This is a genomic window from Streptomyces sp. CA-243310 (assembly GCF_050936775.1).
Classification (GTDB): Bacteria; Actinomycetota; Actinomycetes; order Streptomycetales; family Streptomycetaceae; genus Streptomyces.
This window is the reverse complement of record NZ_JBNJMF010000003.1, coordinates 788,197-814,357: the sequence shown is the minus strand read 5'-3', so window position 1 is coordinate 814,357 and position 26,161 is coordinate 788,197. Positions and strand designations below refer to the sequence as shown.

The window sequence follows — 26,161 nt, the reverse complement described above, 5'->3', positions numbered from 1 at the left end:
AATCAGGTCGCCATGACGTTCAGGGGCATCCATCGCCGACACCAAGCAGTCGCGACGGCCTCGACGCCACGCGTGGTGATCCACTGCCCGCGCAACTGCTTGGTGACAAGCGTGACGCTCGGCGATTCGCATAAACCACCAGGTCAACCACACTCAGGTCGAACGCGGCCAGCAGGGCCGCGAGCACTTCGAGCAGACCATTCCCCTCGCGCCGGCGATCCGCCAGATCGACCGGTCGGTGGAGCAGTACCTCCAGGATCATGTCGCGGGTGGCGGAGCGGCCGCGGCTGGTGACATTGCAGGCGCCGGTGTGGACGCGGTCGGACCGTCGGTCGGCGCCGATGCCGTATTCGATCCACCAGCGGGGCGGTTCCGGTGGCGGTAGGCGGTGGGCGCGCTGTTCGTCGACGGTGCGAACCGCGGTGATCCGTTCGTCGACGCGGGCAAGGGTGAGCTCCAGCCAGCGGCGTATGACCAGGAGCTGGTCCAGGGCCGGGGGCACGGGCAGCAGGGGGTCCTGCATGTCGTTTACGCCGCCTCGGCCAGCCGAGGTTGTCGGGGACGTCGCCGCGGTGGGAGAACCTTTCGCCGCGCGTCCAACCCGCGATGGGTTCCAAGCTCCAGGGCAGGTCGGCGAGGTGGGCGCGGTGTTCGGCGTGGGCGCTCCTGGAGCTGGAGGAGGTCGTCGGGGAAAGTGCTCTCGCCGGTCACCCCTGCATCGTAAAACTGCTCGATTTGATGAGAGGGGTCGGCGCTCCGGTTCTCACGCCGGGTGATTGCCCGGCACCTGGGCTGGGGCCTCAACACCGTACTCAGGTGTGCGAAGGCCGCATGCTGGCAGGACACCATCCGTGAGAACCGGCCCCGTCACAACAGGCTGGACCCCTACAAGCCCTACCTGGAGCGCCGATTCGCCGAAGGATGCACCAGCGTCACCCACCTCCACGGCAAACTCGTTGCCGAACAATCACGTCCAACGCGAGCGGGACGGCCAGACGCTGCCGCTAGCTTGATCCTGGTGACGTTGCCCTCGACTGCTCCCGACGTGTAGGTCGTGGCGAGGGCGGCCTTGATGGCTGCGCGGTCGCGTCGCATGTCGTTGGCCAGGGTTCGGAGTTCGCGTTGGCCGTCGAGGCGGACATCGGCGATCCGGACGTCGAGGGCGAGGTGTTCGCTGCGGCGGGTGCGGATCATCCGCGCCAGGCGGCGTGCGTACTCGACGGTCGTCGCCAGCGCGCGGTTGCGCTCGCACAGCTCGTCGAGACTCTTTTGCTCAAGATCGGTGAGGTGCTCGGGGCGGCGCATGATCCAGTCGGTGATCCTGCGGACGGTCAGGTGTGGCGAGGGAGCGGTCGCCGGGATCGCGCCGTTGCGGTAAGGATTCAGGCGCCGGCGGACGGTGGTGACGTCGCTGCGGGCCCAGCCGCTGGATTTCCCGTGTGAGCGCGGAGGCGTTGGTGCAGCCCTCCAACCAGCGATGGTGCGGGTAGAGGCGGTAATCGTCGATCAGGGTGGGCCGGTGGATGGCTGCGATGAGGAGTTCATCGACGTCCGCGGCGATTGCGAAGCGGTTGACCGTTCCGCGGCTGAGCTTAAGGTCACGTGCGATGGCGCGAAGACTGTTGTCGGCGTACGACCTAAGCTCCCCAGTCGCGTACGGATGAACGTTTCCAGTTGTGTCGCGGGCAGGAGCACGGCTGAGGAACCTGGTTGAGATCGGCAGGCCGGCCGGAGACACTCGCACGATGAGTCACAGCGCATCACCTGGTTCGGTCAGACGAGGTTGGGACGGTCCGTGGTACCGGGTTCGCGCGGAGGTCTTCGAGGCCTCGTTCCTGCCCAGCACAGGTGAGAACTTGGACTTGGTGTGCAACGTCGATGTCTTCGTGGACCTCGAGGACGGCTCCCGGTGGAGTGCGACCGTCTTCACGGTGGCTGAGGTCGAACGCTTGATGCAGACCTGGGCAGGAACCGACGAGGCTCTCGGCGGCCGCTACTTCTGGGTGTCGGACGGCCTGATCGTCCGGGATCCCGGCATCGACAGCATGACCCAGGTGATTGCTGGACTGATCGAGAACGACGAGTTCTCCACGGTCTTCCAGCGACTCGAAGACGACTGATCGTGCCCCGGCCGCCGAGTCGACGCGGCCTGTCCAGGCCACGTCGGTGTCCTGTTCGATGGCCTTGAGCCGGTTCCTGAGCCGGTAGCTGGGTCCGTTGATGGAGATCACGTCGCAGTGGTGGAGGAGGCGGTCGAGAATGCCGGTGGCGAGGACCTCATCGCGGACACCTGTCCCCACTCGCTGAGCAGAAGGCGGGGGTCTTCGACCAGTTGCACCGGGTCCTGCTCGCGGAGCTGAACGCGGCCGGGGAGCTCGACTGGTCACGCGTGCGTGGACGGTTCTCATGTCCGCGCGAAGAAGGGGGCGCCGACACCGGTCCGTCGCCGGTCGACCGGCGGAAACCGGGCAGCAAACACCACCTGATCTGCGACGGACGCGGCACCCCGCTCAAGGTCATCACGACTGCGGCGAACGTCAACGACGTCACCCAAACCCTCGCCCTGATCGACGGCATCCCACCCGTCGCAGGCCGCCCCGGCCGGCCCCGCAGACGGCCCGAAGCCCTGCTCGGCGACAAGGGCTACAACTCCAACCCGAACCGCGACGCACTGCGCAAGCGCAGGATCCTACCCGTCATCTCGCGGAGGGGCTGCCCGAACATCAAGGGCCTGGGCAAACTCCGCTACGTCGTCGAGCAGACCTTCGCCCTCCCCCCACCACTTCAAACGCCTCGCCGTCCGCTGGGAACGCCGCACCGAACTCCACGACGCCTTCATCCCCCTCGCCTGCAGCCTCATCCGCTTCAGACACCTCAAGAGCGCGCGATCATGATCGTGTTACGAGTTCTTGGGGACCCCAGCTCGCTGGTCGACCGGGTCAGGGGCAGGTCGATGAGCCCGGCGTTCTCCCTCGCCCGCAGTGCGGGGGCCGGGCAGCGCGGTCTGCGAGAGGTTGAGGCGGGCAGCCATGTCGAGGTTGACCTCGCTCAGCTGCCTGCGGAGAGGTCCCCGTAAAGGAGTCGTGCCGTGAGTTCCATGCACCGCGTCCGGGCCGGGGAGAAGCCGTAGGGCATCTTGGTCACCGCTTCGAAGGCACTCATCTCGACGTCGTCCTCCCCGCTCGCCTCGGCGTCGTAGATATCGAAGAGCTTCTCCTCGGCCACCTCCAGTCCGGCCGCTTCAATGGCCTGGTGCAGGGCCTCGTGGTGGGCGCAGTGCTGCGCGGCGAGTTCATCGACCCGCGGGTCGTGGGGGTCGACGGTGTCGTCGAGGGCGGCGTCGGCCGCGTCGAGGCGGTCTGCCTCGGCCCGTAGGTCGGGATGGGTGGCCAGGGTGATGAACACGCTGGCCTGGATTGCGGCTCCCAGCGGCCCGAAGATCCGTTCCGTGACCAGCAGGGTGTCCAGGTCGGAGGGGCGCAGTGCGCCGGCAGGCAGGTGGCTGAGCCGGTCCGTGACCAACGGGGAGAGCAGGCCCAGTGGGCTGCCCACGGCGCGCAGGCGCTGGACTGCCGCGCGCTGACGCTTGATGTCGGCCTCCTGGGCGGCCAGGGTCTCCTCCAGCCGGCCCAGGACATCCTCGACGTCCCGGGCTTCGTCGAAGGCGGCGCGCATGTCGTCCAGGCTGATGCCGGCTTCGGACATCTTGCGGATCCACAGCAGGCGGATCATGTCGTCGTAGCCGTAGCGGCGGCGTCCGTCTCCGCCTCGCTCGGGCTCCGGCAGCAGACCGATCTGGTGGTAGTGGCGAATGGCGCGCGGGGTGGTTCCGGCGAAGGCGGCGGCATCGCCGATCTTGACCTCGCGGGGAGGCGTGGCGGAGGGGTACATCGCAGACAGGGCCTTTCGTGCTGTGGTGCCCTCGACGACACCACATGCCGCTACGGCATGTGCAACTACACCACCCGGACCCTGACGGGCCATCGGGCGGTCCCTTGCCCTGGGTGCCCCGTCCCAAGACAGGCTCGGAATGGCCGGGGAGATCCGTCGATCAGGTCTGATGGCACGCCGAGCAGGGGTTGAAGATTCTCAAGGATCCCCATCAAGGCGGAAGCCAACGCCGATGGACGTCACGCCGGTGCCAGGACTACAGCGGTCGCATCGTCGTGGTACCCCTCTTCGTCGGGCGCGGCCGCGGCCACCAGCGAGACGACCAGGGCCCGTGGATCATGCTGGTGTTCCCGTACCAGGCTTTCTCTTGCGTCTGCGGCGACCTGGTCGTGTACGCCGTCGGACGTGAGGATCACGAGGTGCCCGGCGGGAACGTACAGCTGGTCCATCGCCCTGGGGGTGGCATCGGCCGGCGAGGTGCGGATCCGGGACGCGAACGGCGCGGCGGCCTGAGGGTCGACCCGCTTGCTCACCAGGCAGGTGGCCGTGGTGCGGTCGCTCGTGCACGCGGTCGGCACCCCCGTCTGCGGATCAACTCCGTACGCCCGGCAGTCGCCCGCCCAGCAGATCCAGTTGGGCCGCCCGGGCCGGGTCCAGGCCACGATCCTCATCATCTGGTGGCCGAGCCGGCGGTGCCTCGGTGAGTGCTGCGCTGTAGAGCGCGGTCGCGGGCTTGAGGGTGTCGTGTGCGTGGAGTTCGAGGGCCTCGATGCGGGCTTCGGCCCACTCGAGTCGACCGGTGTGGGAGTCGGCAGCACGTGCGTGACGCCGCAGCCCGAGCAACGCGTACGGCGAGGCCGCAGAAACAGCCTCGCCCCCAGATCACCCCGTACTTCCCGGGCCCGGCCGTGCTCCTACGGCGCCAGGACCGCACCACAGACCGGACAAGCGAGCCGACCTCGCTGAAGCTGACGCTCCACCAGCAGCACGTCCCGAGAGCGTCGCGAACCCCCACGTACGTGCTCACGCAGAGAGTCGTCCAACACCACCTGGGCTCCCCCACCCGGCGAGGACGCGCGGCGGCCATCCGCCACCGCGTTCTCCAGGCCCGCGCACCCGTGATCGCCCGCATGCTCGGCCACCACGACGACACCCCGGCGCGCCCGGTTCCTCACCATGTATTCGTGATGCCCTTCGTATGCTGAAGCCGGCAGGCAGGTCGGCAGGCGGCCGCGCGGCCCCGCCCCTCTGGTGTCCTCCCGGGCTGGGCGGACAGCGGAAGCCACAGGCGGGTGAGCCCGGGAGGTACGGCTGTGGTGCTGCGCCGGATGAGGGCGGCGGTTGCTTCACCGATCGCGCTGCCGCTGGCGACCATGCTGGGCGTCGCTGTCGTGGACGCGGTCACGGGTCCGGAGTACAACCTGCTGCCGGTGTACGCCGCGGGGCCGGCGATCACGGCCGCGCGGGGAACCGTACGAAACGTCCTCGCCATGGGGGGCGTGGCCATCGCTCTGTGCCTCGCTTTCGCGGCGAAGGCGGACCGGTTCGGCGCCTTGCGGATGCATGTCGCACTGGTGGCCATCGCCTACGTCACACTGGCAGCTGCCTACGCGGCGCGGTCCAGGCTGCGGACCGAACGGCGCCTCGTGGACGTGCAGGAAGTGGCGAAGACGCTGGAGGACGTGCTCTTCGTCCCCGTCCCGCCGACGATGGGTCCCGTTCGTCTGGCCGCCTCGTACGTCTCGGCCAGTCACGCCACCCGTGTCGGAGGGGATTTGTACGAGGCGGTGCCCTCCCCGCACGGCGTCCGCCTCGTCATCGCCGACGTCCAGGGCAAGGGACTCGGCACCGTACGTTGCGCCGCCGTGGTTCTGGCCGCGTTCCGGGAGGCCGCGCCCGAGCTCGTCGACCTGTCGGACGTCGGCCGCCGCATCGAAGGGGCTCTGGAGCGCAGGACCGACGGCGAGCGTTTCGTTACCGGCCTCATCGCTCAGATCAGCCCCGTCGGAGACCTCGTCGTGTTGAACCACGGTCATCCCGCACCGCTGCTGCTCACTTCCGACGGCAGGATCACGCTCCTCGAATCGGCCGTCCCGCTGCCACCGTTCGGACTCTCCGCGCTGACGGAACCCGGCGATCAGCAGGACAGCGTCACACAGCTGACCCTGCACGCCGGGGACCGGATCCTCTTCTACACCGACGGCCTGAGCGAGGCACGGGACAGTGCGGGACACTTCTACCCGGTGAGTGAGCGAGCGGGGCCGGTACTCAAGGAAGCAGACCCCGAGGCGGCCCTGGGCCGGCTGCGGGCCGACGTGGCCGCCTTCACGGGTGCGCCGCACGACGACGACTCCGCCCTGCTCCTGATGGAGTTCACCCCCGAAGACAGGTCAGGACCGAGCCCGGAGCGCCAGGCGACAGGAGGCGGCCCGTGAACGACCCGGCGAGTCTTCTGTGTCATCGATTCTTGAACGTGTGACATCGAAGTTCGAGTGTGGTCCTCGACGGCAGTCTTCCCGCCTTCCCGCCGCGGGTGCGGCAGGCGGAGCCGGCGGGCGCGTCGCAGTTCGGGCATTCGTGACGTCATACCGCCAATGCGGCCCGATCGGGTGCGAGATCCATCCGGGAATCCTCTCAGCAGTGCCTCGCACAACATGCAGCTTCCGAGAGGCTTCAACGAACGACGACCTGCAGAAACGTGATCACTTCGGGGGCTCTCGCAGAACTCTCACGGATGAACATCTATGAGAGTGAGCGTCTTCAGCTTCGCCACCCCAGGGTGATGCCGTGACCCTCGTGTGAGTCCTGGGAGCTCCTCGGCTGGGCCCGCCGGGCACAGTGGGTTGTCTGTGAAAGGTTGCGGGCGGTCACTTCGCTGAGTGGCCGCCCCTGCGCTTCGGGGCGGAAGATGATCGTGGGGAGGGATGGAACACACGCTCGAAGTACCATCCCTGCAAGGTACTCCGGCCGATACTTCCAACCTCCGCAGTGGCGCGCGTAGTCGGACGGAGACATCCCTGTAGAGAGGACGGAGGGCAGAGGGCGATGAGTGTGGCTGAGAGTTGGTCGCGTGTGATGAGCCTTCTTCGGGAGCACGCGCCGGCCGATCACGCAGATCTGCCAGGGCCCGCTACGGAGCAGATGCTCGCGGCAGCCGAGGAACGGATGGGGATCTCCCTGCATGGGGACCTGCGGACGTGGCTGTTGCAGAACAATCTGGATCTGCCGGAGGAAGACGTCGACGACGAAGTGGCATGCTGCGGCTTCGACGGGTTCCCCGACGAGGGAAGCTTCTTTCTGGGCATCCGGGCGATGGAGAGGCTCTACGCGAACCGCTCCATGCCCGGTGGATTCGACCCTCCGGACCAGCCGGACAATCCGTTCTGGCGTAACGAGTGGATCCCGTTCCTGTCGGACCAGGACGGCTGGACGGGAAAGTTCATCGATGCGCGGGACGGGCGCGTCGGCCGTTGGTTCGTGGGTGAGATCACGGTCACGGGCGAGTACGAATCGATGGCCCACTACTTCGACTCCGTAGCGGAGACGCTGACGAGGATCGCCGATGGCAGCTACCCGGTCTGTCGGTTCACCGAAGGTCGACTTGTCTGGTCGTGAGACGGTTCCCAACCGGATGACGACCATTGCCGATCCGTCCTCACTCTGGAACGGCCATGAGATTCATGAGCGTTGACGTTCCAGGGTGAGGATGGCCGCGGCGATGGTTGTCATCCGGTTGGGGTAAACGCGGGCGGCGAGCACGGGGACGCCCTGGCGTTCGCAGATCCGGATGATGCGGTGGGTGCGGGCCGCGGTCAGGTCGTGGGTGCGACCGGGCAGCGCGGGTGAGATCCACAGCAGCTTGCCGGTGGGGTCGGCCACGACCTGAGACCAGGCCGACGAGGGCGCGCTGGTGGGGCGGGAGCTTGCAGCGTCGGTCACCCTCACGGGTGACGATGAGCATCGATACCCACTCGACCAGAGCATGAGGCAGGTCGAGTGCGGCAGGTCGGGCAACCAACGAGGCTTCTGAGCTGTTGAGTTGAGACGTCGAGCATCTCTCTCAACGGCACCGGAGCCTTGTTAGTTGCGGGACGCTGGCCCGTCACCCGATCATTGGCCACTCTGAAAGAGCTCGGTGACCGTCCGTGGCAGCCAAGATGCTGCGCAGGATTCTGCACTTCTTGCCAGTGCCGACTTCGGGAACCGCCGGCGAGCTCGAATGCCGCAGCAAAGCGCCCGCAGAGGTTGGCTGGTGGCGGTGAGTGACGCCCGGTGGGGAGACTCGTTGGTCAATCCGTGATCACAAGAATCCTGGCACCGGCTCTTCTCGCCCTCGGCACCGTGTTGGTCGTGGCGCCCTGCGCTCAGGCAGCGGACGGCGGCACGCTGTTCACCGGCGAACTCACCAACACCTCCTGCGATGTCTCGCCGGGAGGCGGTTCGTGGGACAACATCCCGGTTGACCTGGGCAGGGTCTCCTTTGCAGACACTGGCAACCCGGCCGAATCCCGTTTGGGTACCGCCAAGGACATCGACTTTGCCGTCACCTGCTTCCAGCCCGCTGCGGAGAGCTCGGTCCCCATGTCGTTTCGACCGTCGCAGGTGGACGAATACGACCCGTTCCTCCTGACTACCGCAAGAGCCTCATAGAGCGTTGGGATCGGGCTGAGCGCGCGAGACACCCAGCCCGATCCTGACCGCAGGGCCGATCCGTTCTCGTGCCGGGCATCCGGTTCCACCGCCCAGTGCACTCCCCGGAAGCGGTGCGCGACGGGGCCCCGAAGCGGCTGACCTCTACGAGGGCCCGCGAGTTCATCACCGCCCTGGCCGGCCCCCTGCGCGTCCGGGCCCGGCCGTGCAGGAATGTCCGGAACTTCCGCCCCCACTCCGCGTCGTCGTACTCGTGGTATTCGTACGCGTCCCGGATCTCCCACGCGTGCTCGTGCTGACGGGGTTTGACGACAGACAGGCGGAGCTGCCGGTCACCCTCGACATGCCGGGCAAGGTCGCCGACCACCTCCCGCACCACCGACCTGGAGCCCGCCGAGCAGGCCGCGCTCGACCAAGGCATGACCGTACGGCGCGGCCAGGGCTACACCCTGCGCGTGACCACCGTCCCCGCAGTCCACCACCAGTTCCTCGCCCGCTGCCGATCGCTCGACGGCGCCCGGGGCATCCCCGCGGTACCGGCCGGCCCAGCGCAAGGCCCGCCGCGTGCAGCGGTGCGGACTCGCCTCGCCCATCAGGCGGAAATGGTGGCTCGCACACCCCCGGCGAAGGCGGCCCCGACGCCCCGGGACACTCCGGTCACGCCGCGGACGGCCACGGCGACGGCGGGAAGCCGCCGAGCGCCACCGGAGGTGCCGACGGCCCGTCCTCGGGTGACGGGGGCGGTACCGGCGACGGCCCGGGCAGCGGCCTTGACATACCGGAGCTGCAGCCCGGGGTCGTTCTGGAACGCGACCGGATAGGCCAGCAGCCCAGTGGACCCATGGACCCTGCGCACGAGGCCACCGTTGCTGCCGCTCTCACTGACCTCAAAGTTCCGCCAGTGGATCAGGGCCGTATGCTGACGCAGCTGAAGAAGTCCGAACACAGGGCGGCCGTTGCGGAGTACCGTTGCGGAGTACATTTCCAGCGGCTGATCTTCTGATATCCCGGGGTTCAAGAAACCTGAGGGTCTCCTTTTCCAGGTGAAGCAGAAAAACATGATCCCGGCTGTGCATCAGGCTTCGATGACGGGTCTGTCACCATCTATCCGACCAATGCAGTCAAACCTTGAGGAGTTTGCCGACCATGCTGATGCGCGCACCCAAAGAGAGCGGCTCGTGGTCCTGGAACCTGGAGGACGTCGAAGAGCCCGGTCTCGAGTTCGCGCTCATGACCGCGTCGCGCATGTGTGCGGTGCTGGAGAAGCACGCCTTGCTGGTGCCGGCTTCACTTGAGTGGGACTGGTTCCAGACCGGTAGGGGCGGCCTCGGCGTTCACAGCCGCCTGACCACGCGTTCACTCGACGCACCCGCACTGCCCGACGCAATCCGCGCCTGTCGACCGACCGGTCACCCGCAGGCAGAGATCGGTGGAATCCTCGTGCTTGGGCCGGGCGCTTGGTTCGACGCGGACGGAGAACGACACAGTGAGTACCGTCTCGTGGAACTCATCGTGGCCCCTCAAGAGACGGACCTCTGGATTGAATTGTCCGTACACCACGATATTTGGGGGCAGTGCGATTTCCGAGGCGAACCCCACCCTGCCATCCAGGCCAACAATGCACCGCGGCTCGCTTCGGCAATCCAGGAACTTGAACGGGTGCTCGGAATCCCGGCGGAACCTGGTGAGCCGACGTACTACGGGCTGGCGGAGGGCTACGGACTCCAGGCTCCCGACATCATTGACGGGCTTGGACCGGACCTCACTGATACGGCGTGGGGTTAGGCAACCGACAGCGTCAAGGTCGCTGTTGAAGGCCGCGGTTGGGGAAATCCAGCCGGCTGCGTCAGAGAGCCGGGCGTCGAAAATTCAAGCGACGTGGGCGTATGAGCAGGGGGATGTGGCATGACCAAGGACGTGATCGCGCTCACCGAGCGCATGCCGGACGCGCCGGCCGTCCTGGCGGGCTGCACGCGGGCGGGCCGGACCTGCGGGTCGAGACCGCCGGCGAGGGCGCCGTGGTCCAACTGTGCGACGCCGAGGGACGGCCGCTCGTCTCGATCGAGGTGCCGCTGATGCTCCAGGTGCCCGGCGAGGCGGCCCGGCTGCTGGGGCCCGGCGCCGAGCCATCGGGCGACGGCCCGGCATGGTGGGTCGAGGCCCGCGCCGCCGCGGGCGTTCCCAGGCGGAGCAGCTCGCGGGTGCGTTCGCCGCACGTATGACCATGCTCTTGGGCGGCAGGGTCTGGCCGCCGGACGCCCCCGGCACCGTCGGTTCGGCCCGCCCGGTCGACGTCTCGGGCATCACCGCCGTACCTGCCCCCGCCGCCGCCCAGCCGTCCGTCGACATGCTCACCGACGCGGCCGCGGTCGTACTCCAGGACCGCCCGGTGGTCCCCATGACGAGCTGGCTCTCCGAGGTACTGCGGGCCACCGTGGAAAGTGACCGGTCCTTGCAGATCGTCACCCCGCCGCACTGCCGTCTCTCCCCGCCCACCCACATGCTGCTGCAATCCCTGCCCTCGCGCTGGGTGGTGCAGGACGAGCGGTGCGGCTACTACGACGGACTGACGGGCGCGGTACTGACCTGGCAGGACGACGCCTTCACCCCGGCCCGGGACGAGAGCGGCGAGAGTCCGGTGGCGGACACCTTCACGGAGAACGGGCCCACCGACGAGCGTCAGCTCATCCTCTCCTTCCGCACTCTGCACCGCCCCGTGGCGGACCTCGTTCTCGGCGGCGCGCTGGAAGCGGCGTGGCAGACACTGACCGGTGGGCCGCCGGCCGGCTGGGGAACCTCGGAGCCGGCCGGGCTGACCTGGTCGCGACGGCAGCTGACCGAGCTGGCCTACGAGCGCGCCCCCCGATCCACCTGGACAGTGGTCGTCGGCAACCCGGACCGGCCCGCCGGCGCCACCCTGCGCGTGATCCGCACCCCGGAGGGTGTGGAGGAGGACGTCACCCTCGCCCTGGGCTACGGCCCCGATGAGGAGCTCCCCCTGGAAGCGCTGCCGGAACTGGCCGACGAGCTGGTGACCCGGCACGGACTCACGACCATGCTGTGTCAGTTGCGCGAGGCGCGCCGGGACCTGAGCGCTCCGCCGCACTTCGAACGCCCTCCGCTGCCCTACGCCTTCGTGCTGGGCCCCGCGGAGGTCCAGGAGGCGGGGCGTGACACCGCGAGCAGGACGCCGCTCAAGGACCGTCCGATGCCACTGGGGTCGAGCGCCCGTCCGGGCTTCTACTACGCTCTCGGCGATGGCGAGACCGCTGAGAGCTGGTCCGCCTTGGAGCAGCTCCTGCGTCACCTCCGCGGGGCGCCGCCGGCCTAGCTAGCTCAGGTCGTGCTTGCGTCCCGGCTCGGAGTGCCTACGGCGGTTGTTCCGGCGGTCGCGTACGTCGCGAAGGTAGGCGTAGCCGTACTTCATTCCGGCGCCGACGGCCATCACGTAGATGTGGGGCTGGGCAAGGACATCGAGCGCGCCGTTGGCGACCGTGTCGAGAGGGATCTGTTCAAGGGCCTTGAACAGTCCGTAGACGCCGGCGGGCGGGAGGAGGATGAAGGCGCCCTTGGCGGCGGCTTCTCGAAGGAGTTCCAGACCGCGTTTCGCCTGGGACTTGACGGTGGTCGCAGGTCGGTCGAGTGCCCGGGCCGCCTCGGCCGCGGGAAGGTCGAAGGCCTTGTGCGCGATGAGGGACTCCTGCGGCCCGATGGGCAGCCCGGCGAGGGCCGAGTACAGCACCACCCTGTCGATGACGGCCTCGGTCGGATCTGATGTCACGGTGGCGGCGAGATCGTCCTCGATCGGGTTCGCGCTGTACCGGACGGTGACGGGGAAGCCGTCCTTCGTGAAGAAGCGGTAGGTCGCGCACTTCTTGTAGATCTTGCGTCGCGCCGTCCGCCACAGGGCCCGCTCGGGCTTGTCCCAGTCCTGAAAGTGCGCGTAAGCAATGATCATCGTTTCCTGCGCGATGTCGTCCGCGGCCTGCGTGTAGTCCTCGTTGTCCGGCAGGATCCCCTTGAGCAGAGCCAGGCAGAACCGGTGCACACGCGGCTGGTAGAGCAGGTAGAACCGCTCCCAGTCGTCCATGTAGCGCATGCAGGGACCGCACCAACGGGTCGCGTCCCTGTACACCGGGACGTCCTCGGTCTCGACGGCGACCGGCACGTCCAGGAGGTCCACCGGCGTCGCGCAGTTGAGGCAGGGCGTGGCCCGCAGGGTGAAGCTCGTCATGTTGGTTCTCCTTACGACCGCCCCCCATGGGCCGGTCGCAGCAAGTGAGGCCAAGAGAACTCGCTTTGGACGAAGTCGGAGAGGAGTTTCTCAAAGAATCCCTCGTCGCTTCCGGCACGCACGACCTCCACCCGCACATCGCCGTCTCGGACGTCGACGGCGCGTACGCCTTCGTCATCGACCACCTCACCGAACGCCGCCAACCAGGCGGAAGCGGAAGCCTCCCGCGCCCGGGGCGCCGCCCCCGAGGCCGACAGCCACGCGGTCGCCGCGAACAGCGCCGCCAACCTGCCGAGCACGAGGCCGGCGTCGCCCAGGGCGCCGCCGCCCAGGCGGAGAAGGCCGCCGCGGACGCCAACAAGTTCGCGGAGTCGGCCGAGGGCCACGCCAAGTCCCCGGAAGCCGCGGCCAAGAACGCCAACACGTACGCCCACGAGGCGGACGAAGCGGACGAAGCGGCGAAGAAGGCCGAGGAGTACGAGCTCGAACAGCAAGGCAAACCCGCGAAGCGGCAGCGAAAGAGGTCAAGGAGGGCGGCGACCAGCACCCGAAGCTGACCGAAGCGGAGATCGCGGCGCTGAAGGCGGCCGGCATCACGCCGGAACAGTGGGAGGCGGCCCGCCAGCTGGACAAGAAGGGCTTCCTCGACCTCCTCGTCGAGAACGGCGGTCAGATCATCGTCGACCTCCTCTTCGAAGACATCAAGAATTGCTTCAAAGAAGGCGACTTCGAGAGCTGCTTCTGGGCCGCGGTCGGCGCCCTTCCCTGGGGCAAGGCCGTCAAGATCATCAAGGAAATACCGGCGATCGACAAAACCCTCAAGCGCATCGTCACCGGCCTCAACGACTTCCTCGACGAATCCGCCGAAGCCAAGAAACTGTTGGCCAAGGGTGAGGAGGTCCTCGAGAAGCTCCGCAAGAAGAACCCGCCGTGCCTGACCGGCAAGAAGCACAGCTTCGTACCCGGCACTCCGATCCTCATTGGCGACCGTACGAACAAACCCATCCAGGACATCCGGGTCGGCGAGCAAGTCCTGGCCACCGATCCCGAAACCGGCAAAACCGCAGGCCGCGCCGTCACCCACCTGATCGTCGGCGAAGGCGACAAGAACCTGCGCGAACTCACCGTCGACACCGACGGCGCGACCGGCCAGGCCAGGCCAGGCCACATGCACCATCACCGCCACGGACATCCACCCCTTCTGGGTCGATGGGAGACCGGAGACCCGTGCCTCTCGGCAGTGCCCGCTGAGGGCGGCGACCTGTTGGCGTGACGGATCGTCATCACCCGGACGCCCCCGCCCCGAGAAATGGATTGGCCGGCCGTCGCCGACCTGCGATGTTGCCTCCGTTTCCCAGACGGAGGATGCTTGTTCGTTTTCGTGTGTGCGGGGTGCGGCGCTGAGCTGACCACCGCGTTGTCCCAGGTGGCCCTGCCGGTTCATGCCCATCAGAAGTACGGGAACGGGATTCAGCTCCCGGTACTCATGGAGCCGGGCACGTTCGCCGTGGAACCGGAGCCCTGGGGGCCGCCGTGGCGGATGTGGGAGGACATCGATCCCGACGAAGCGGCGGCCCGAGGCATCCACGCTCCGGTCTACGCCTTGTCCGACGCCGCACCCGGCACCGTTGTCGTCGCACCTGGAGATACCCGCGGCACCGTGCTCATCCCGGAGGAAGGCGGCGGCTACTGCTACTGCTGCCGCCTCGACTGGGGTGACGGCCCCAACATGGCCTGTGAGGCGTGCGGCCTGCCCGTGGCGATCCGGATCGACGACTGCTCGCTCTGGCAGGCGGTCTGGCTCGCGCCGGACGCCGTACACCGCCTCCCCGCCGACACCGTAATGGTCTCCTGGGCGGCACAGTTGGTGGGGGAAAGGCACACCCCCGATCGATCCGATCAGCAGATGGGGCTCGCTGCGCGGGCTGGACCACTGGTGGTCCAGCCCGCAGTCGGTTGCGGTGCCGACGGGATTTGAACCCGCGGACAGATGGAGGCAGGCCCGCCCCGTCTCCGTCAGTCGACGTGAGTGGGGACCTCGCCCACGTCGATCGCAATGGGCCGCTCTGCCACGGCACCGCAGCCTGCGGGAATGCGCGCCATCCCGCTCCGGCTCAAGGTAGAGGATCGTCCTGTGTCCAGCGAGCCGTTCTCCAGCACCGAAAATCGCTACACCAGGACCACAGAGGTGAGCCGGGACTCGTTCTCGTGGACAAAGTCAGTCTCCCCGTGGGCGGACCCGAGCCTCTCCGCTTTCCTGGGCGGAGCTGATGATCGAAGGGAAGGCCACTCCCCCCTTCGAGCCGATCGCCCGGTGGGGGTCGCGCCTGGAGTCGGGCAGTTGGGAGAACCACTGGTGGTCGTTGAGCCCAAAGTGGGAGGCGGCGGCCGGCCAGGCCCTGGCCCACTCATGGCAGCCTCGGAAGGTCATCCGGTCGCCGTCCCGGACGGCTTGGCCCGGGAAGTGTTCCGACACGCGCTCGACACCATGCTGCCGGCGGGTCCGCAGGCGCGGCGCGCGGTTTTGGCCGGACCAGGACGACCGGTTCCCATCGAAGGCTCCGACGTCCTCCTCGTGCCGACCCATCCAAAGACGGGAGCGGTGTGGGCCCCGGGCCAGGCCGGCTGCGTACCGCGTGCCGGTGCCACTCGGCATGTGGTTGCGGCCGGCCTTCCCCGAGCCCGAGCCGCCCGTCCCCGCGTCGGGCCGTCTGCCCGACGGCGTACCGCGCGACGACGTCGACCCACCCGCGCCACACCCTCGTCGCCTCTTCCGGGCCGGCCCGGGAACCTTCCAGCACACCCTGGTTCGCCTGCCGGCCGTCCGTGGCCCGTTGCTCCGGGCGACCCTCGACAACCTCGCGCAGCACATGCACGCCGGCATCCTCTGACCTTCGGCTCGCCAGGGGCCGTCCCACGGCCCGATTGACGTCATGACGGAGGTGCGGAATGACGGACGTGCGGACGCCATGGGCGGGCCTCCTCCACCCGAAACCGAACGAGAAGACTTCGATGAACCGCGACGAAGCCCGCCAACAGCTCCGCGCCATCGCGCGCCTGAGAGCATTCGGCGGGTTTGCCGGGTTCGACCTGACCACCCAGGCGGGATGGGACGCACTGCCCGAAAGGGCGTTCCTTCCCGTGTCAACCGGCCTTCCTCGGAACGAAGAACCCGAGACGACGATCGAACGGTCCGGCGGCGAGTTCCACCGCGATGGCTGATATCGGGTCAGCACACTGGATCTTTTCTCCACTTCGTTATGGGAGTGAGACGGTGGAGGTCAGGGGCATGGAGGGAGCCCTCATAGTCTTTCGTGATGAAACTTGTGTTCGGGCGCGTGCGGCGCCTGTTTGGCCTGTCTTTGGGGATGGCGATAGCCGCCACCCTGCTCATACCGATGCAACAAGCAGCCGCGGCCACTCCACTGGCCGAGGTCGACGGGTCGTTCACCCTCACCCGCGTAGGCGGCAACAAACAGAGCCTCATCGATTCGGCGGTGGCGGCCGGCGTGCAGCAGGCCTCGGTGTCCGAGGTGCTGAGCGAACATGACGGTGTTCCCGGCCTGTGCCACGGCACGGGCCTGAACGGAACCATGCGCTACGACGGGTACTGCTGGGATTCCGAGCTCGACAACAGCAACTACGCGAATGCGGCGGGCGGCTGGATGCCGCAGGGCTTCGCCGGGGCTCACGCCGCCACCGACGACGGTCTCTACCAGGGACTCTCCTCCCTCAACGTCTCGTCCTGGTACTTCGGGACGTGGGTCAAGGGCAGAACGCCGACCACCGTCGAGGAGTACAGCCGGGTCACCCTCACGCAGGCGTTCAACAACTCGGTCTCCTTCGGCCACATCGCGCTCGTCGAGCCGATCAACGGCGGCTTCAAGCCGCTGACGTACTTCTCCCACGCGGATGGCATCGCCTGGTACCAGGACAAACTGTTCGTCGCCAACGGCATGGAGCTTCAGGTCTACGACCTGCGCAACCTCTGGCGCATGAGCGATACGAGCAGCACCGCCACCGGTCTGTCCGGCGGTAAGAGTTCGGCACGCAGGCACCGGTGGGCACTTCCCCTCGTCGCCCGATACACGACGAAGAAGAACGCCGATATCGACACCGACCCGCAACCGTTCGGTTCGGGCGGGCATCGGGCCTGCAATCCCGCCCTCGGACCGCTGTGCCTCAGCAACCTGAGCGTCGACCGCTACACGCACAAGATGATCTCGGTGGAAGCCCTCGACAAGGGCGGTGCGCGGATCGTCAACTGGGACCTCCCCTCTCTCGCGGCAAGCCCGGAGTCGCCCCTGGTGGTGTCGTCGGGGAAGATTCTGACGAGCCCCGTCTGGGGCATCAACGGCATAGCCCGGGACGGGGCGACCGGCAACTACTTCATGACGGGCGCCTGTCCCGCCACCGGATACCCGATGGGCGACACCAACGACAAGTACGGTTGTCTTCACACGGCCAAGCCCGGTGAGGCGCCGCGCGTCATCTCCCAGACGCCGAAGCTGCCCCAGGGCCTCTCCTGGGACTGGCGGGCTCAACGTCTGTGGGGTCTCAATGAAGCCCTGGGCGGGCAACGAGTGGTGTACTCGCTCGAACCGTACGCGGGGCGGGTCGACTCCTCCGGCTTCGGTTGGCTCGTGGATCCCTACCGGCCCGGCTTCATCTGCGCCACGCCTCAGGGCGACAAGACCGACAACGGCACCCCGGTGACGATCTGGCCGTGCACGGGTTCGGAATCCCAGAGGTGGAAGCTCGACAACGGCCTCCTCGTCCACAAGGCCAGCGGAAAGTGCCTCACCCCGCAGGGGAACGGTGCGAACGTCAACGGCGCGCTGCTGACCCTGTGGACCTGCGATCCGGCGAGTGACGTCCAGAAGTTCTCCCAGAGCGACGGCAGGATCCTCAACGCCTACGGGAAGGCCATCACGCCGAAGGGCAACACCCTCGACAGCGGAGTGTGGCTCACCCTCTGGAGCAAGGACGCGGCTCAAGCCGAGAACGTGTACCAGAAGTGGCACGTGCGCAACTTCTAGTCGGAATCGGAGATCGCGCCCGTTGGCAGCTCGCATGGTGACGCGGCGGTGAGCCGCGCGGCATCGACATGAACCGCGGGGGCGACGCGCCCCCGCCAACCGGGGCCGGACCTTCCTGGGGGTCCGGCCCCGTGACGTGTCCGCACCGAGTCGGGGGCCTGCGGGGCATGGGCAACCGGAGGCCCAGTTCCCCGGGGCGAGGCGGCCGTCGAGGCCGGGGTGTCGGCCGCGCACGGAGAGCGGATGCGCCGCGGAGTCAAGCGCCTCGGGAAGCCGGTCACCGGCGGATGCGGCGGCGGATGCCGCGCGACGAACACCGTGACCGCCGACCCCGAACCGCACCTCAGAGCGCGGCAGCCCGCGGGACCCGGCCGGCCACGCCCTCCCCCGTCAGCCCGCCATGCTGTGCACGCCGGTGCCGGCCATGCCATGCCCGCCCCACGGGAACATCCAACGTGGCTGCGCTCACCCTCCTGCCAGCAAAGCGACGACGGTCACGAGTGCGGTGGTGAGCAGAACGACGGCGACGGTCACGGCAATCTCTCGAATATTGGTGGGTGTTGACGTGTTCCAAGGTCTCGGAAACGGTGCGCGCCGGGGTTTGCCCGGTCGAAGATGAACACCGGCGAACACCAGTCCTCGCGACTGGGCGGAACAGGCCTACGCCGAACTCGTCCTCGCCGAACTCGCCTCCGCGCTGCACGGCGCCGACCACCAGAGCATCGCCGGACTCCCCACGAACACCGCAGTGTCGGTGAAGGACGGGAAGCTGTCCCTGGACCGGCTGGGCCCGGCCGGCGCGCCGCCGCTGATGCCCGCATTGAGGCAGCTTGCGAACGGGATGCTGCCGTCTGGGCCGCTACGCCTTCTTCCGGCCCCAGGAACCGGGCCGTCGGTCCCTGCGGGACCCTGGCGACGGCGAGCAGTCCGTGTGAACGCCGGGCCCTGGTCACGGGCGCCGGCGCGAGCCGGGATGCGGATTCGGCGATGCCCGGGCGCACGGCAGGGGCGGATCAGGGCGGGTCAGTGGGCCGGCTTCGCGGTCCAGGCGCGGAACAGGATTTCGGCGTGGTCCGCGAGGAGGGCGGGTGACAGTGGGCTGCCGGTCTCCAGGATGACGGTGACGGGGGGCCCGGTGAGCTGGGCCGCGGCCAGCGGCGCGGGGGGCATGTGGGCGGCGTGCGGGCCGATGCGGGCGAGCACGGCCTGGGCTGCGGTGGAGAGGAGGTCGGCGGTGCGGACGAGGTCGCGTACGGCGCTGTCGTGCTGTGCTTCGCCCAGCAGGGCCCGGTAGGCGAGGCCTGCGGGCGAGGTGGTGAGGAAGGACGTCAGCGCTTCGAGGAATGCGGTGAGGTCGTCCGTGGGACGGGCCCGGGGTTCCGTGGCCAGTTCGTGCGCGGCGTCGCAGGCGCTGGCTTCGAGCAGGATCTCGGCCTTGGTGGACCACCACCGGTAGACGGTCTGGCGTCCCACGCCGGCCCGCTCGGCGATTCCCTTCATGGTCATCGCCGCGTATCCCTGCTCGACGAGCAGGTCGTCGACGGCGTGGAGGACGGCGACCCGCGCCGCTTCACTGCGGGGGCGCCCGGGTGAAGCGTGCTCTTGGGGGGTGCTCTGCATGGGATCAGCTTATCAAGACACCGTGCCTCGGAATGGTGCTAGCCTTTTTCGAGACACCATGTCACGTAATTGGATGGGCGGTTGCGTCATGCCCGACTGCCCTCGATGGCGGAAGAAGCTCTCATGCACTCCACACAGCACCACACGAGGCCGCTGCAGGCCCTGAACCCGGCCGGACCCGCACAGGCCCGCCCGACCTCCGACAGTCGACCGGCCGCCGTTCAGGGGGACCTCACGTGAGCGCCGCGGCGCCCGGGGTCGGCGGCGGACCGACTCCACGTCAGGTGACCTTCGCGTTTCGGGGACTTCTCACAGTGCGGCTGCTCGGCGCGCTCGCCAACGGCATCATGCTGCCGTTCGTCATCCTGTGGGCGCACCGCGTCGGCGGGCTCAGCGGAGCGGCGGCCGGGGCCCTCTTCCTCGTCCAGGCCGTCGGCGAGTTCACCGGCGGCCTGGCCGGGGGCGCCCTGGCCGACCGGATCGGGCACCGTCGCATGCTGCTGCTCTCCACGACGGGGATGGCTCTGGGCTACGGCAGTCTCTTCCTGGTCCACCACGCGGTGTTCGCCGTCCTGCTGTTCCTGGCGGCAGGGCTCTTCGAGTCGGCCTTCCACCCGACGATCGCGGCACTCATCGGCGACCTGCACGCGGAGGAGGACCTCCACCACGCCTACGGACTGACCCGCGTGGTCTCCAGCATCGGCGGCGTGATCGGCCCGATCCTGGGAGCGGTCGCCGTCACCTTCTCGTTGTCGAGCGTGTTCGCGGCAGCGGGCGTGTTGCTCGTCGGCGCCGCAGTCGCCGTGTTCGTGGCCGTCCCCGCGGATCGCGTCCTGGGCCCCGAAACCCCGGCGGAGGGAATCGGCGGGGAGGCCAAGGAGGTGTACAACTCGTTCACCCACATCCTGCGCGACCGCAGGCTGGCTCTGCTGATACTCGGCGGCAGCCTGCTGACCATCACCTTCACCTGGTGGGAAGCCGACGGTCTGGTCCTCCTGAACCGCGTGGACTCCATCAGCCCCACCGCCTACGCAGCCCTGTTCGCCGTCGACGCCCTCGCCATCATCCTGTTCCAGCTACCGGTCAGCCGCTGGGCCCGTCGCCGTGACACCGGCCGGCTGCTGTTCCTGGGCGCAGCCCTCCAAGGCGTGGGCCTTGCGGGATTCGCCGCCGCCGGCCTCGGCTACCCCGTCCTCGTCGCGGCGGCTCTCATCACCTCCTTCGGGATGATGATCTACGGCCCCACCACCTCGGCGTTCATCAGCCGCCACGCCCCCACGGGGCACAGCGCCACCTACCAGGCCGCCCTGTCCACCACACAGGACATCGGCTCCGCGATCGGCCCGATGTCCGGACTTGCCCTCGGCCGCATCGGACCTCCGGCCCTGATATGGCTCTCCGCCCTCCCCCTGGGCCTCCTGGCCGGTCTCGCGACCGCCCGCGCCACCCGAATACCACAGAAGGCCACCCAGATCACGCCGACTCGGAACGCACAGCCGCAGCAGCCTGACGTTCCCCGAATCCCGCACCAGCCGGAGAGCTGACGACGACCCCGCAGGGCGGTGCGCTGCCGCCCACGACAGGTTCCGGTGTACCGCCCGGTGGTCGATGGACAGGTTCGCTTCACTCGGGTCGGGGCGACCGGGGGTTGAGTACGCCGGTCAGGCCAGTGCGGTCACGTGGTCAGGGTGGTGGGCGGCGACGTCATGGGCGGCTTGGACGAAGGTGGCGACGGCTGGGGATCGCGAGGTCTCCGGCCAAGCGACCATGACCGCGCTGGGGCTGAGGCCGGTGACCGGCCGGTATGCGATGTCCGGGCGCTGGTGCCGTTCGGTGGTGGAGCGTGACAGGAACGCCACCGCCTGTCCCAGCGCGACCACCTCCAGGAGTTGCTCGACGCTGGCCACGAGCGGCCCCTCGGGAGCGTCGGCCGGCGCCAAGCCTGTGTGGCCCTCGCCTGCTCCTGCGCCGTCATATCCGGTGTAGTAGGCGGTGGTGGAGGGCGCGGCCCCCTTCCAGCGCGGGACCGGTTCGCCCTCGAGGTCGGTCAGTCGCAGTCGCCGGCGTCCGGCCAGGCGGTGCGCGGCGGGGAGGACGGCCAGTCGCGGTTCGACCACGAGTGTCTGGGAATCAAGCCCTTGACCGTCGAACGGGCTGCGCAGCAGCGCCACGTCGGCACGGCCGTCCCGCAGCATGGCGATCGGCTCTCCGCTGCCGCCGACGACGACTTCAGGCGGCGGCAGATGCGAACCCGTTCCCCGGTAGGCGTCGAGGATCTCGCGCAGCAACCCGGCATCGCCTCCCGGTTTGACCGCCACGACGAGCCGGGGTGTCGGCTGACCGGCCCGGCGTGCTCGCCGGGCCGCCGCGTGCACCGCGTCGACCGCGATCCGGGCCTGTTCGAGCAGCACCTGACCGGCGTTGGTCAGCCTCACCTGCCGGGTGGTGCGCTCCAGCAGGCGTACCCCGAGCCGGGACTCCATCTGAGCGATCGTCTTCGACAGCGGGGGCTGTGCCATCCCCAGGCGTTGCGCGGCCCGGCTGAAGTTCAGTTCCTCGGCGACCGCGATGAAGTACCTCAGCTCCCGCACCTCCAGCTCACTCATATCCGTGGACTATAGATCCAGAGTCTTCTGGTCTTTCCCTGCCGCCCGTGGGTGAGGGGAGGCTGGGTGCCATGACGACTTCGCAGAAGACTGCTCTGATCACCGGTGCGAACAAGGGCATCGGCAAGGAAACGGCGCGCAGGCTGGCAGCCCTCGGCATCACCGTGCTGATCGGCGCCCGCAATGCCGAGCGTGGCGAGGCGGCGGCCGAGGAGCTTCGCGCGGGCGGCGCGGACGTACGGTTCGTTCCGCTGGACGTCACCGACGAGGCCTCGGTCCAGGCCGCCGCCCGGCACATCGACGCCACGTTCGGTCGCCTCGACATCCTCGTCAACAACGCCGCGGTCGCCGCCGGACCGCAAAAGCCGAGTGAAACCCCAGCCGCGACCGTCCGGCAGGTCTACGAGACCAACGTGTTCGGCGTCATCGCGGTGACCCACGCCATGCTCCCCCTGCTCCGCCGCTCCGCCGCCGCACGCATCGTCAACATGTCCAGCGAACTCGGCTCCCTCGCCCACCTGGCCGACCCGGGCAGCCCGTGGTCCCCCTACTCCTCGATCCTCCTCCCTTACTGCACCTCGAAGAGCGCGCTCAACGCGATCACCGTGCTCTACGCCAATGAACTGCGCGCCGAAGGGATCCTGGTCAACGCGGTGAGTCCCGGCTACTGCGCGACCGACCTCAACCGCCACTCCGGGATACGCACGGCGGAGGAGGGCGCGGCCGTGGCGGTTGACCTGGCGACGGCGGGCGAGGACGGGCCGACGGGCGCCTTCTCGGCCGAGGACGGTCCGATTCCCTGGTGAGACCGTGCCGCGCCGTCTCCGCCCGAAGCCTGCCGGGATGTTTTTCAACCCCCGCCGTGACGATCACCGACCTCGTGCGCGGCGCCCGTCCCCACGGGCCTTACTGGTGGTTGGTGGGCGCACAAGCCAAGACGGGCGCCGTCGCAGCCTCGGGCCCGGCACGATCCATCGGTGAAACTGCTGCGGCTCTGCGCGCTGTAGCGCCCGGAGCCGTTCTCAGTACCTCGCCCGGGGCCCGCGCTGCTGCGATGACGTCACCACGGCAGCCGGCGGCGGCGCTTGCCGCCGCCGCTGCTGTGGCTGTGGCTGTGGCTGTGGCTGTGGCTGTGGCTGTGGCTGTGGCTGGGCTTCGACCAGGCGTGCGTGGAAGATGCGGGCCGCAGCTTCGGCCTTGTGGAGCTCGGGGTGCGTCTCGGCGAGGATCCGGCGCTGCTGCTGCTCTGCCTGCGCCAGAGCCGCGTGGCCACGCCAGTTCCTGATCTCCCGCATCGCGGCCTGGGCGACACCGTGGCGCTCGCCCAGTTCTCGCTCGTCCCGCGCGTCCCTTGCCTGGGCCTGCTCGGGCACCAGCTGCCGCATGTCGGCCCGCCACCGAGCATCGCGGGGTGTAGGGCCCCCGGAGGGGCGGGGGCCCCGGGAGGCGCGCAACGCTTGGGAGCCTGTTGGGGCCCGGGGCCGCCGACGCGCTCCATCGGCCCTGTTGGCGGGCGGTGAGGGATCAGATGTGCCGGGTCACGGGCGCTTCTTCCTGCCCTTCTTCGGGCGCCTCTTGACCATGATCGGCTCCATGCCCACGCCGATCGCCGGGTCGTAGTCGTGCCGTGAGGGCCCGGCTTCCGGAGCGGCGTCCGGCACGGCGGTCTCCGGTTCCACGAGGTGGAGCATGACCTGGGCGCGCAGGGCGAGGATCCCGTCGTGCAGGCGGCCGAGTTCGTGGGTCATCGAGGGATACTCGCGGAGCTGAGTGAGCAGCGTGCTGCGGGCATCCGGTCCCGACCCCTCGTCCAGTGCGCGGACCTCTCCCAGGAACCCGCGTACCCGGACGTGCATCGCCTGGATGTCGCGGTGGTACTGCCGGATCGGTTCCAGGACCTGAGCGATGGCGGTGGCGGCCTCCGGGCCCTGGTCGGCGCTGGTCTTCAACTGGGCGATCAGGTCCGCCACGTCCTGCTCGGCGGCCGTCAGCTCGCGGTCGAGGGCGCCCATGCCGGCGATCAGGTCCCGCTTGGTGTTGCCCTTCCGGTGGCGGTCGAGGTCCTTCTCCGGGTCGAGCATGTTGTACGGGACCCCGTAGTTCTGCGCGATGTCCATCACCTCCTGCAAGGGGTGGTAGGCGAGGTTCGAGGTGTGGTCGTAGTCCAGGCGCCAGAAGGCGAACGTGCCCCAGGCCACCGCGCTGAGTTCCGCGATGGTGCCACCGACGGCCTTGGTCAGGCCGAGCATCCGCATGGCGGTGAACGAGGACCCGGCCCACACCGGCAGGTGGTGCCGCCGGGCCAGTTTGGTGCTGTCGGCGTACTCCGCGCGGGTCGAGGGAATGGGCCGGACCCGGTTGCCCGGGATCAGGAAGGCCATCTGCCCGCGGTCCTCGGTCGTACCGGTCCGCTTCCCGTCCGCGTCGATCTCCGTGGTGGTGAGGTTCATCCCGTCCTCGTCCGGGACCGTGCCGTTGCCGGCGGTCTCGGCGTTCCACGGCTTGCGCGGGCCGAAGAACTCCATGAGGTCGTGCAGGACGATGATCTTGTCGCGGAAGGTGAACCGCGTCGGCTGGTTCAGCACCTTCCCCATACCGCCGTTGATGGCGGTCCGCAGCCGCTGCCGGACGGGCTCGGGGATGTCCATCTTCGCCTGGATCACCCGGTCGTAGTACTTCTGGTAGTGCCCGAACTCGTGCAGTCCGTCGTGCCCCTGTCCCGGGGTCAGCCCCGTGTCCAGTTGCTGCTGCACGTCGTCCCACCGCCCGCTCTCGTCGGCGGGCGCGTTCCTCTGCTGCTCGTCGACCCACTTCCGGACGCGCAACAACAGCGATTCCAGGTGCAGTTCGACATCGCTGTTGTTCTTCACCTCCTCGGCCAGCTCCTTCTCCCGGTGGCGGTTGTCCTTCGCCTCCACCCAGCCCACGAGCGCCCGCGCCAGGTCGCTGTACCCCGAGTAGGTACGGTCCTGCTGCTTCGACCCGAAGTCCGGGTGGGACTTGGGGCCACGGGTACCGGGGACGCCGGAGACCCACTTGTGCAACTGCTCCTTGACGGTGTCCTGATGGCGTCGCAGCGCGGCCGTCTCGTCGGAGGAGAGCGTGCCCTCTCCGGCGACCTGTTGGAGGAGGAAGGCCAGCAGCCCGTCGGCATCGGTCTGGGCGCCGTCCTTCTGCGCACGGGTGCGCATGTCGGTGGCGTTGCCGTCGGCCAGGACGATCTTGACGGTCCGTTGCACGGCCCCGGTCGGAGCCGCGGCGCCGTGCCCGCCTCCCACCGGCCCCTCGGCCGCGATGCCGTCGGCCTGCCCGGCCGCGGACGAGGACGGTACGACCGGCCTGCTCATCACCTCGTCCGCCTTGGCCTCGGCCGAGCGCTCCCCGGCGTCACCGGGAGCGGACATCCGCGTTCCGTCACCCTGGGGCGTCCCGGGCACGGAACCGTTCTCCTGGTCGATGGTGTGCGCGATCTCGTGCGCGACGGTGCGCTTGTTGCGCAGCGCGGCCGGGGTGAAGACCATGTGCGAGCCCGAGGTGTACGCCTCGGCGCCGATCTCCGCCGCCGAGTCCTGCGCCCGGGTGTCGGTGTGCAGCCGCAGATGGGAGAAGTTCCGCTGGAAGCGGCCCTCCATCTCGGTCTTCAGCGGGCCGTCGAGGGGCACGCCGGGAGTGTCCAGCACGTCCAGGACCGCCGACTTGCGCTGGACGAGGGGCGCGTGGCCGCAGCCGTCGCCGTGCCGATGGGCCTCCGCGCCCGGGTCCTCCCGGTCCCGCGCGAGCCGCTGCACCAGGGCCGCGTTGCCCGCAGCGCCCTGCAGGGCGGCCGCCTGCTGCGGCGTCAGCGCCCCGCCCGCCGCCACCCGCTGCGCCGCGGCCTGCGCGAAGGAGGGCGCGGACAGCCACCCCGGACGTTCCGTCCGGCCGGCAGCCGGCCCTTCGACGTTCGACTCACGTTGACTGCGCATCTGTCCTCCCGCCTACGGCGGCGACGGCCGCCGGTTCCTGTTTAGACCGGGTGCCCCGCACGGAGGAAGGACCGCGAGGGCAGGAAGTCCTGACCGTCGGGGCAGTGGCTGTCTCGGTGAGAGCGTGCGCGAGGACGAGGCCGGAACGGCTGTAGC

The 26,161-nt window shown here is 68.9% G+C and carries 24 protein-coding genes, 1 tRNA gene and 4 pseudogenes; 15 read left to right on the top strand and 14 right to left on the bottom strand.

All coding sequences use genetic code 11. The annotated features are described in order from the left end of the window. Positions 1-19: 19 nt before the first annotated feature. Entirely contained in the window at positions 20-523 is a 504-nt protein-coding gene (locus ACQEVM_RS36870; protein WP_433086783.1) for a hypothetical protein, read from the bottom strand. A gap of 371 nt (positions 524-894) precedes the next feature. Next, positions 895-1,479: a transposase gene (locus tag ACQEVM_RS36865; RefSeq protein WP_433086984.1), complete on the bottom strand. Its 585-nt coding sequence runs from the start codon at positions 1,477-1,479 to the stop codon at positions 895-897. Between the two features lie 266 nt (positions 1,480-1,745). Here ACQEVM_RS36865 and ACQEVM_RS36860 point away from each other — a divergent pair, with 266 nt between their 5' ends. Further along, positions 1,746-2,120, top strand: coding sequence for a hypothetical protein (locus ACQEVM_RS36860; protein WP_433086781.1), 375 nt, complete (start codon positions 1,746-1,748; stop codon positions 2,118-2,120). 36 nt (positions 2,121-2,156) lie between these two features. On the opposite strand, the pseudogene ACQEVM_RS36855 reads toward ACQEVM_RS36860, so the two are convergent. Further along, a pseudogene (locus ACQEVM_RS36855) lies at positions 2,157-2,305 on the bottom strand (ATP-binding protein); the annotation flags it as partial. A 27-nt stretch (positions 2,306-2,332) separates the two neighbouring features. Here ACQEVM_RS36855 and ACQEVM_RS36850 point away from each other — a divergent pair. Further along, positions 2,333-3,076 (top strand): transposase, encoded by a 744-nt coding sequence (locus ACQEVM_RS36850; RefSeq protein WP_433086982.1) that lies wholly within the window; start codon positions 2,333-2,335, stop codon positions 3,074-3,076. Here ACQEVM_RS36850 and ACQEVM_RS36845 read toward each other — a convergent pair. Further along, positions 3,049-3,891, bottom strand: coding sequence for a MerR family transcriptional regulator (locus tag ACQEVM_RS36845; protein WP_433086779.1), 843 nt, complete (start codon positions 3,889-3,891; stop codon positions 3,049-3,051). The two genes, ACQEVM_RS36850 and ACQEVM_RS36845, sit on opposite strands and share 28 nt — an antisense overlap. Before the next feature lie 239 nt (positions 3,892-4,130). Next, positions 4,131-4,553 carry a PP2C family serine/threonine-protein phosphatase gene (locus tag ACQEVM_RS36840; RefSeq protein WP_433086777.1) on the bottom strand — a complete coding sequence of 141 codons (423 nt, stop codon included), beginning with the start codon at positions 4,551-4,553 and terminating at the stop codon, positions 4,131-4,133. A 651-nt stretch (positions 4,554-5,204) separates the two neighbouring features. Here ACQEVM_RS36840 and ACQEVM_RS36835 point away from each other — a divergent pair. Next, a complete protein-coding gene (locus tag ACQEVM_RS36835; protein WP_433086775.1) occupies positions 5,205-6,326 on the top strand; it encodes a PP2C family protein-serine/threonine phosphatase in 1,122 nt (373 codons plus the stop codon). Positions 6,327-6,348: 22 nt separating this feature from the next. On the opposite strand, the pseudogene ACQEVM_RS36830 reads toward ACQEVM_RS36835, so the two are convergent. Beyond that, positions 6,349-6,462 (bottom strand): annotated as a pseudogene (locus ACQEVM_RS36830) (zinc finger domain-containing protein); the annotation flags it as partial. 474 nt (positions 6,463-6,936) lie between these two features. Here ACQEVM_RS36830 and ACQEVM_RS36825 point away from each other — a divergent pair. Continuing rightward, positions 6,937-7,506, top strand: coding sequence for an SMI1/KNR4 family protein (locus ACQEVM_RS36825; RefSeq protein WP_433086773.1), 570 nt, complete (start codon positions 6,937-6,939; stop codon positions 7,504-7,506). Positions 7,507-7,679: 173 nt separating this feature from the next. Here ACQEVM_RS36825 and ACQEVM_RS36820 read toward each other — a convergent pair. Beyond that, positions 7,680-7,776: pseudogene (locus tag ACQEVM_RS36820) on the bottom strand (IS5/IS1182 family transposase); the annotation flags it as partial. Between the two features lie 411 nt (positions 7,777-8,187). On the opposite strand from ACQEVM_RS36820, the gene ACQEVM_RS36815 reads away from it, so the two are divergent. Next, positions 8,188-8,541: a hypothetical protein gene (locus ACQEVM_RS36815; protein WP_433086771.1), complete on the top strand. Its 354-nt coding sequence runs from the start codon at positions 8,188-8,190 to the stop codon at positions 8,539-8,541. Positions 8,542-9,133: 592 nt separating this feature from the next. Here the strand turns inward: ACQEVM_RS36815 and ACQEVM_RS36810 are convergent. Further along, entirely contained in the window at positions 9,134-9,397 is a 264-nt protein-coding gene (locus ACQEVM_RS36810) for a hypothetical protein (protein ID WP_433086769.1), read from the bottom strand. Between the two features lie 290 nt (positions 9,398-9,687). Between ACQEVM_RS36810 and ACQEVM_RS36805 the strand changes: the two genes are divergently transcribed. Next, complete coding sequence (locus tag ACQEVM_RS36805; protein WP_433086767.1) at positions 9,688-10,326, top strand: hypothetical protein; 639 nt, start codon at positions 9,688-9,690, stop codon at positions 10,324-10,326. 120 nt (positions 10,327-10,446) lie between these two features. Beyond that, positions 10,447-11,872, top strand: a pseudogene (locus tag ACQEVM_RS36800) (DUF6177 family protein). On the opposite strand, the gene ACQEVM_RS36795 reads toward ACQEVM_RS36800, so the two are convergent. Beyond that, complete coding sequence (locus ACQEVM_RS36795; RefSeq protein ID WP_433086765.1) at positions 11,873-12,775, bottom strand: RNA polymerase sigma factor; 903 nt, start codon at positions 12,773-12,775, stop codon at positions 11,873-11,875. It lies immediately after the preceding pseudogene. Positions 12,776-12,840: 65 nt separating this feature from the next. On the opposite strand from ACQEVM_RS36795, the gene ACQEVM_RS36790 reads away from it, so the two are divergent. The 3 genes from ACQEVM_RS36790 to ACQEVM_RS36780 all read left to right on the top strand — a co-directional run bounded on the left by ACQEVM_RS36790 (position 12,841) and on the right by ACQEVM_RS36780 (position 14,753). Beyond that, the gene (locus ACQEVM_RS36790; RefSeq protein WP_433086763.1) at positions 12,841-13,332 is read left to right on the top strand and encodes a hypothetical protein; all 492 of its coding nucleotides are present in this window, start codon (positions 12,841-12,843) and stop codon (positions 13,330-13,332) included. A gap of 323 nt (positions 13,333-13,655) precedes the next feature. Continuing rightward, on the top strand, positions 13,656-14,048 hold the full coding sequence (locus ACQEVM_RS36785; RefSeq protein ID WP_433086762.1) for a hypothetical protein: 393 nt from the start codon (positions 13,656-13,658) through the stop codon (positions 14,046-14,048). Between the two features lie 96 nt (positions 14,049-14,144). Next, complete coding sequence (locus ACQEVM_RS36780; RefSeq protein WP_433086760.1) at positions 14,145-14,753, top strand: hypothetical protein; 609 nt, start codon at positions 14,145-14,147, stop codon at positions 14,751-14,753. On the opposite strand, the gene ACQEVM_RS36775 is transcribed toward ACQEVM_RS36780, so the two are convergent. Continuing rightward, positions 14,735-14,854 (bottom strand) — tRNA-Arg (locus ACQEVM_RS36775). The two genes, ACQEVM_RS36780 and ACQEVM_RS36775, sit on opposite strands and share 19 nt — an antisense overlap. A 563-nt stretch (positions 14,855-15,417) precedes the next feature. On the opposite strand from ACQEVM_RS36775, the gene ACQEVM_RS36770 reads away from it, so the two are divergent. The 3 genes from ACQEVM_RS36770 to ACQEVM_RS36760 all read left to right on the top strand — a co-directional run bounded on the left by ACQEVM_RS36770 (position 15,418) and on the right by ACQEVM_RS36760 (position 17,814). After that, complete coding sequence (locus ACQEVM_RS36770; RefSeq protein ID WP_433086758.1) at positions 15,418-15,666, top strand: hypothetical protein; 249 nt, start codon at positions 15,418-15,420, stop codon at positions 15,664-15,666. 121 nt (positions 15,667-15,787) lie between these two features. Further along, positions 15,788-15,997 (top strand): hypothetical protein, encoded by a 210-nt coding sequence (locus ACQEVM_RS36765; protein ID WP_433086756.1) that lies wholly within the window; start codon positions 15,788-15,790, stop codon positions 15,995-15,997. A gap of 176 nt (positions 15,998-16,173) precedes the next feature. Beyond that, complete coding sequence (locus tag ACQEVM_RS36760; RefSeq protein WP_433086754.1) at positions 16,174-17,814, top strand: RICIN domain-containing protein; 1,641 nt, start codon at positions 16,174-16,176, stop codon at positions 17,812-17,814. 1,023 nt (positions 17,815-18,837) lie between these two features. Here ACQEVM_RS36760 and ACQEVM_RS36755 read toward each other — a convergent pair. Next, the gene (locus ACQEVM_RS36755; RefSeq protein WP_433086752.1) at positions 18,838-19,434 is read right to left on the bottom strand and encodes a TetR/AcrR family transcriptional regulator; all 597 of its coding nucleotides are present in this window, start codon (positions 19,432-19,434) and stop codon (positions 18,838-18,840) included. A 284-nt stretch (positions 19,435-19,718) separates the two neighbouring features. Here ACQEVM_RS36755 and ACQEVM_RS36750 point away from each other — a divergent pair, with 284 nt between their 5' ends. Next, positions 19,719-20,978 (top strand): MFS transporter, encoded by a 1,260-nt coding sequence (locus ACQEVM_RS36750; protein ID WP_433086750.1) that lies wholly within the window; start codon positions 19,719-19,721, stop codon positions 20,976-20,978. Positions 20,979-21,095: 117 nt separating this feature from the next. On the opposite strand, the gene ACQEVM_RS36745 is transcribed toward ACQEVM_RS36750, so the two are convergent. Then, a complete protein-coding gene (locus tag ACQEVM_RS36745; protein WP_433086748.1) occupies positions 21,096-22,040 on the bottom strand; it encodes a LysR family transcriptional regulator in 945 nt (314 codons plus the stop codon). A gap of 71 nt (positions 22,041-22,111) precedes the next feature. Between ACQEVM_RS36745 and ACQEVM_RS36740 the strand changes: the two genes are divergently transcribed. Then, positions 22,112-22,846, top strand: coding sequence for an SDR family oxidoreductase (locus ACQEVM_RS36740; protein WP_433086746.1), 735 nt, complete (start codon positions 22,112-22,114; stop codon positions 22,844-22,846). 254 nt (positions 22,847-23,100) lie between these two features. Here ACQEVM_RS36740 and ACQEVM_RS36735 read toward each other — a convergent pair whose 3' ends face one another. Together ACQEVM_RS36735 and ACQEVM_RS36730 are read right to left on the bottom strand one after the other, a co-directional pair. Beyond that, positions 23,101-23,313, bottom strand: coding sequence for a hypothetical protein (locus tag ACQEVM_RS36735; RefSeq protein ID WP_433086744.1), 213 nt, complete (start codon positions 23,311-23,313; stop codon positions 23,101-23,103). 265 nt (positions 23,314-23,578) lie between these two features. Further along, entirely contained in the window at positions 23,579-26,005 is a 2,427-nt protein-coding gene (locus ACQEVM_RS36730; RefSeq protein WP_433086742.1) for an eCIS core domain-containing protein, read from the bottom strand. Between the last annotated feature and the right edge of the window lie 156 nt (positions 26,006-26,161).

Excerpts from the sequence above, each read along its gene's own strand:
- ACQEVM_RS36805 (WP_433086767.1), top strand. The coding sequence starts at position 9,688 with ATGCTGATGCGCGCACCCAAAGAGAGCGGCTCGTGGTCCTGGAACCTG.
- ACQEVM_RS36825 (WP_433086773.1), top strand. The coding sequence starts at position 6,937 with ATGAGTGTGGCTGAGAGTTGGTCGCGTGTGATGAGCCTTCTTCGGGAG.
- ACQEVM_RS36755 (WP_433086752.1), bottom strand. The coding sequence starts at position 19,434 with ATGCAGAGCACCCCCCAAGAGCACGCTTCACCCGGGCGCCCCCGCAGT.
- ACQEVM_RS36745 (WP_433086748.1), bottom strand. The coding sequence starts at position 22,040 with ATGAGTGAGCTGGAGGTGCGGGAGCTGAGGTACTTCATCGCGGTCGCC.
- ACQEVM_RS36765 (WP_433086756.1), top strand. The coding sequence starts at position 15,788 with ATGAACCGCGACGAAGCCCGCCAACAGCTCCGCGCCATCGCGCGCCTG.
- ACQEVM_RS36870 (WP_433086783.1), bottom strand. The coding sequence starts at position 523 with ATGCAGGACCCCCTGCTGCCCGTGCCCCCGGCCCTGGACCAGCTCCTG.
- ACQEVM_RS36730 (WP_433086742.1), bottom strand. The coding sequence starts at position 26,005 with ATGCGCAGTCAACGTGAGTCGAACGTCGAAGGGCCGGCTGCCGGCCGG.
- ACQEVM_RS36760 (WP_433086754.1), top strand. The coding sequence starts at position 16,174 with ATGCAACAAGCAGCCGCGGCCACTCCACTGGCCGAGGTCGACGGGTCG.
- ACQEVM_RS36845 (WP_433086779.1), bottom strand. The coding sequence starts at position 3,891 with ATGTACCCCTCCGCCACGCCTCCCCGCGAGGTCAAGATCGGCGATGCC.
- ACQEVM_RS36795 (WP_433086765.1), bottom strand. The coding sequence starts at position 12,775 with ATGACGAGCTTCACCCTGCGGGCCACGCCCTGCCTCAACTGCGCGACG.
- ACQEVM_RS36860 (WP_433086781.1), top strand. The coding sequence starts at position 1,746 with ATGAGTCACAGCGCATCACCTGGTTCGGTCAGACGAGGTTGGGACGGT.
- ACQEVM_RS36740 (WP_433086746.1), top strand. The coding sequence starts at position 22,112 with ATGACGACTTCGCAGAAGACTGCTCTGATCACCGGTGCGAACAAGGGC.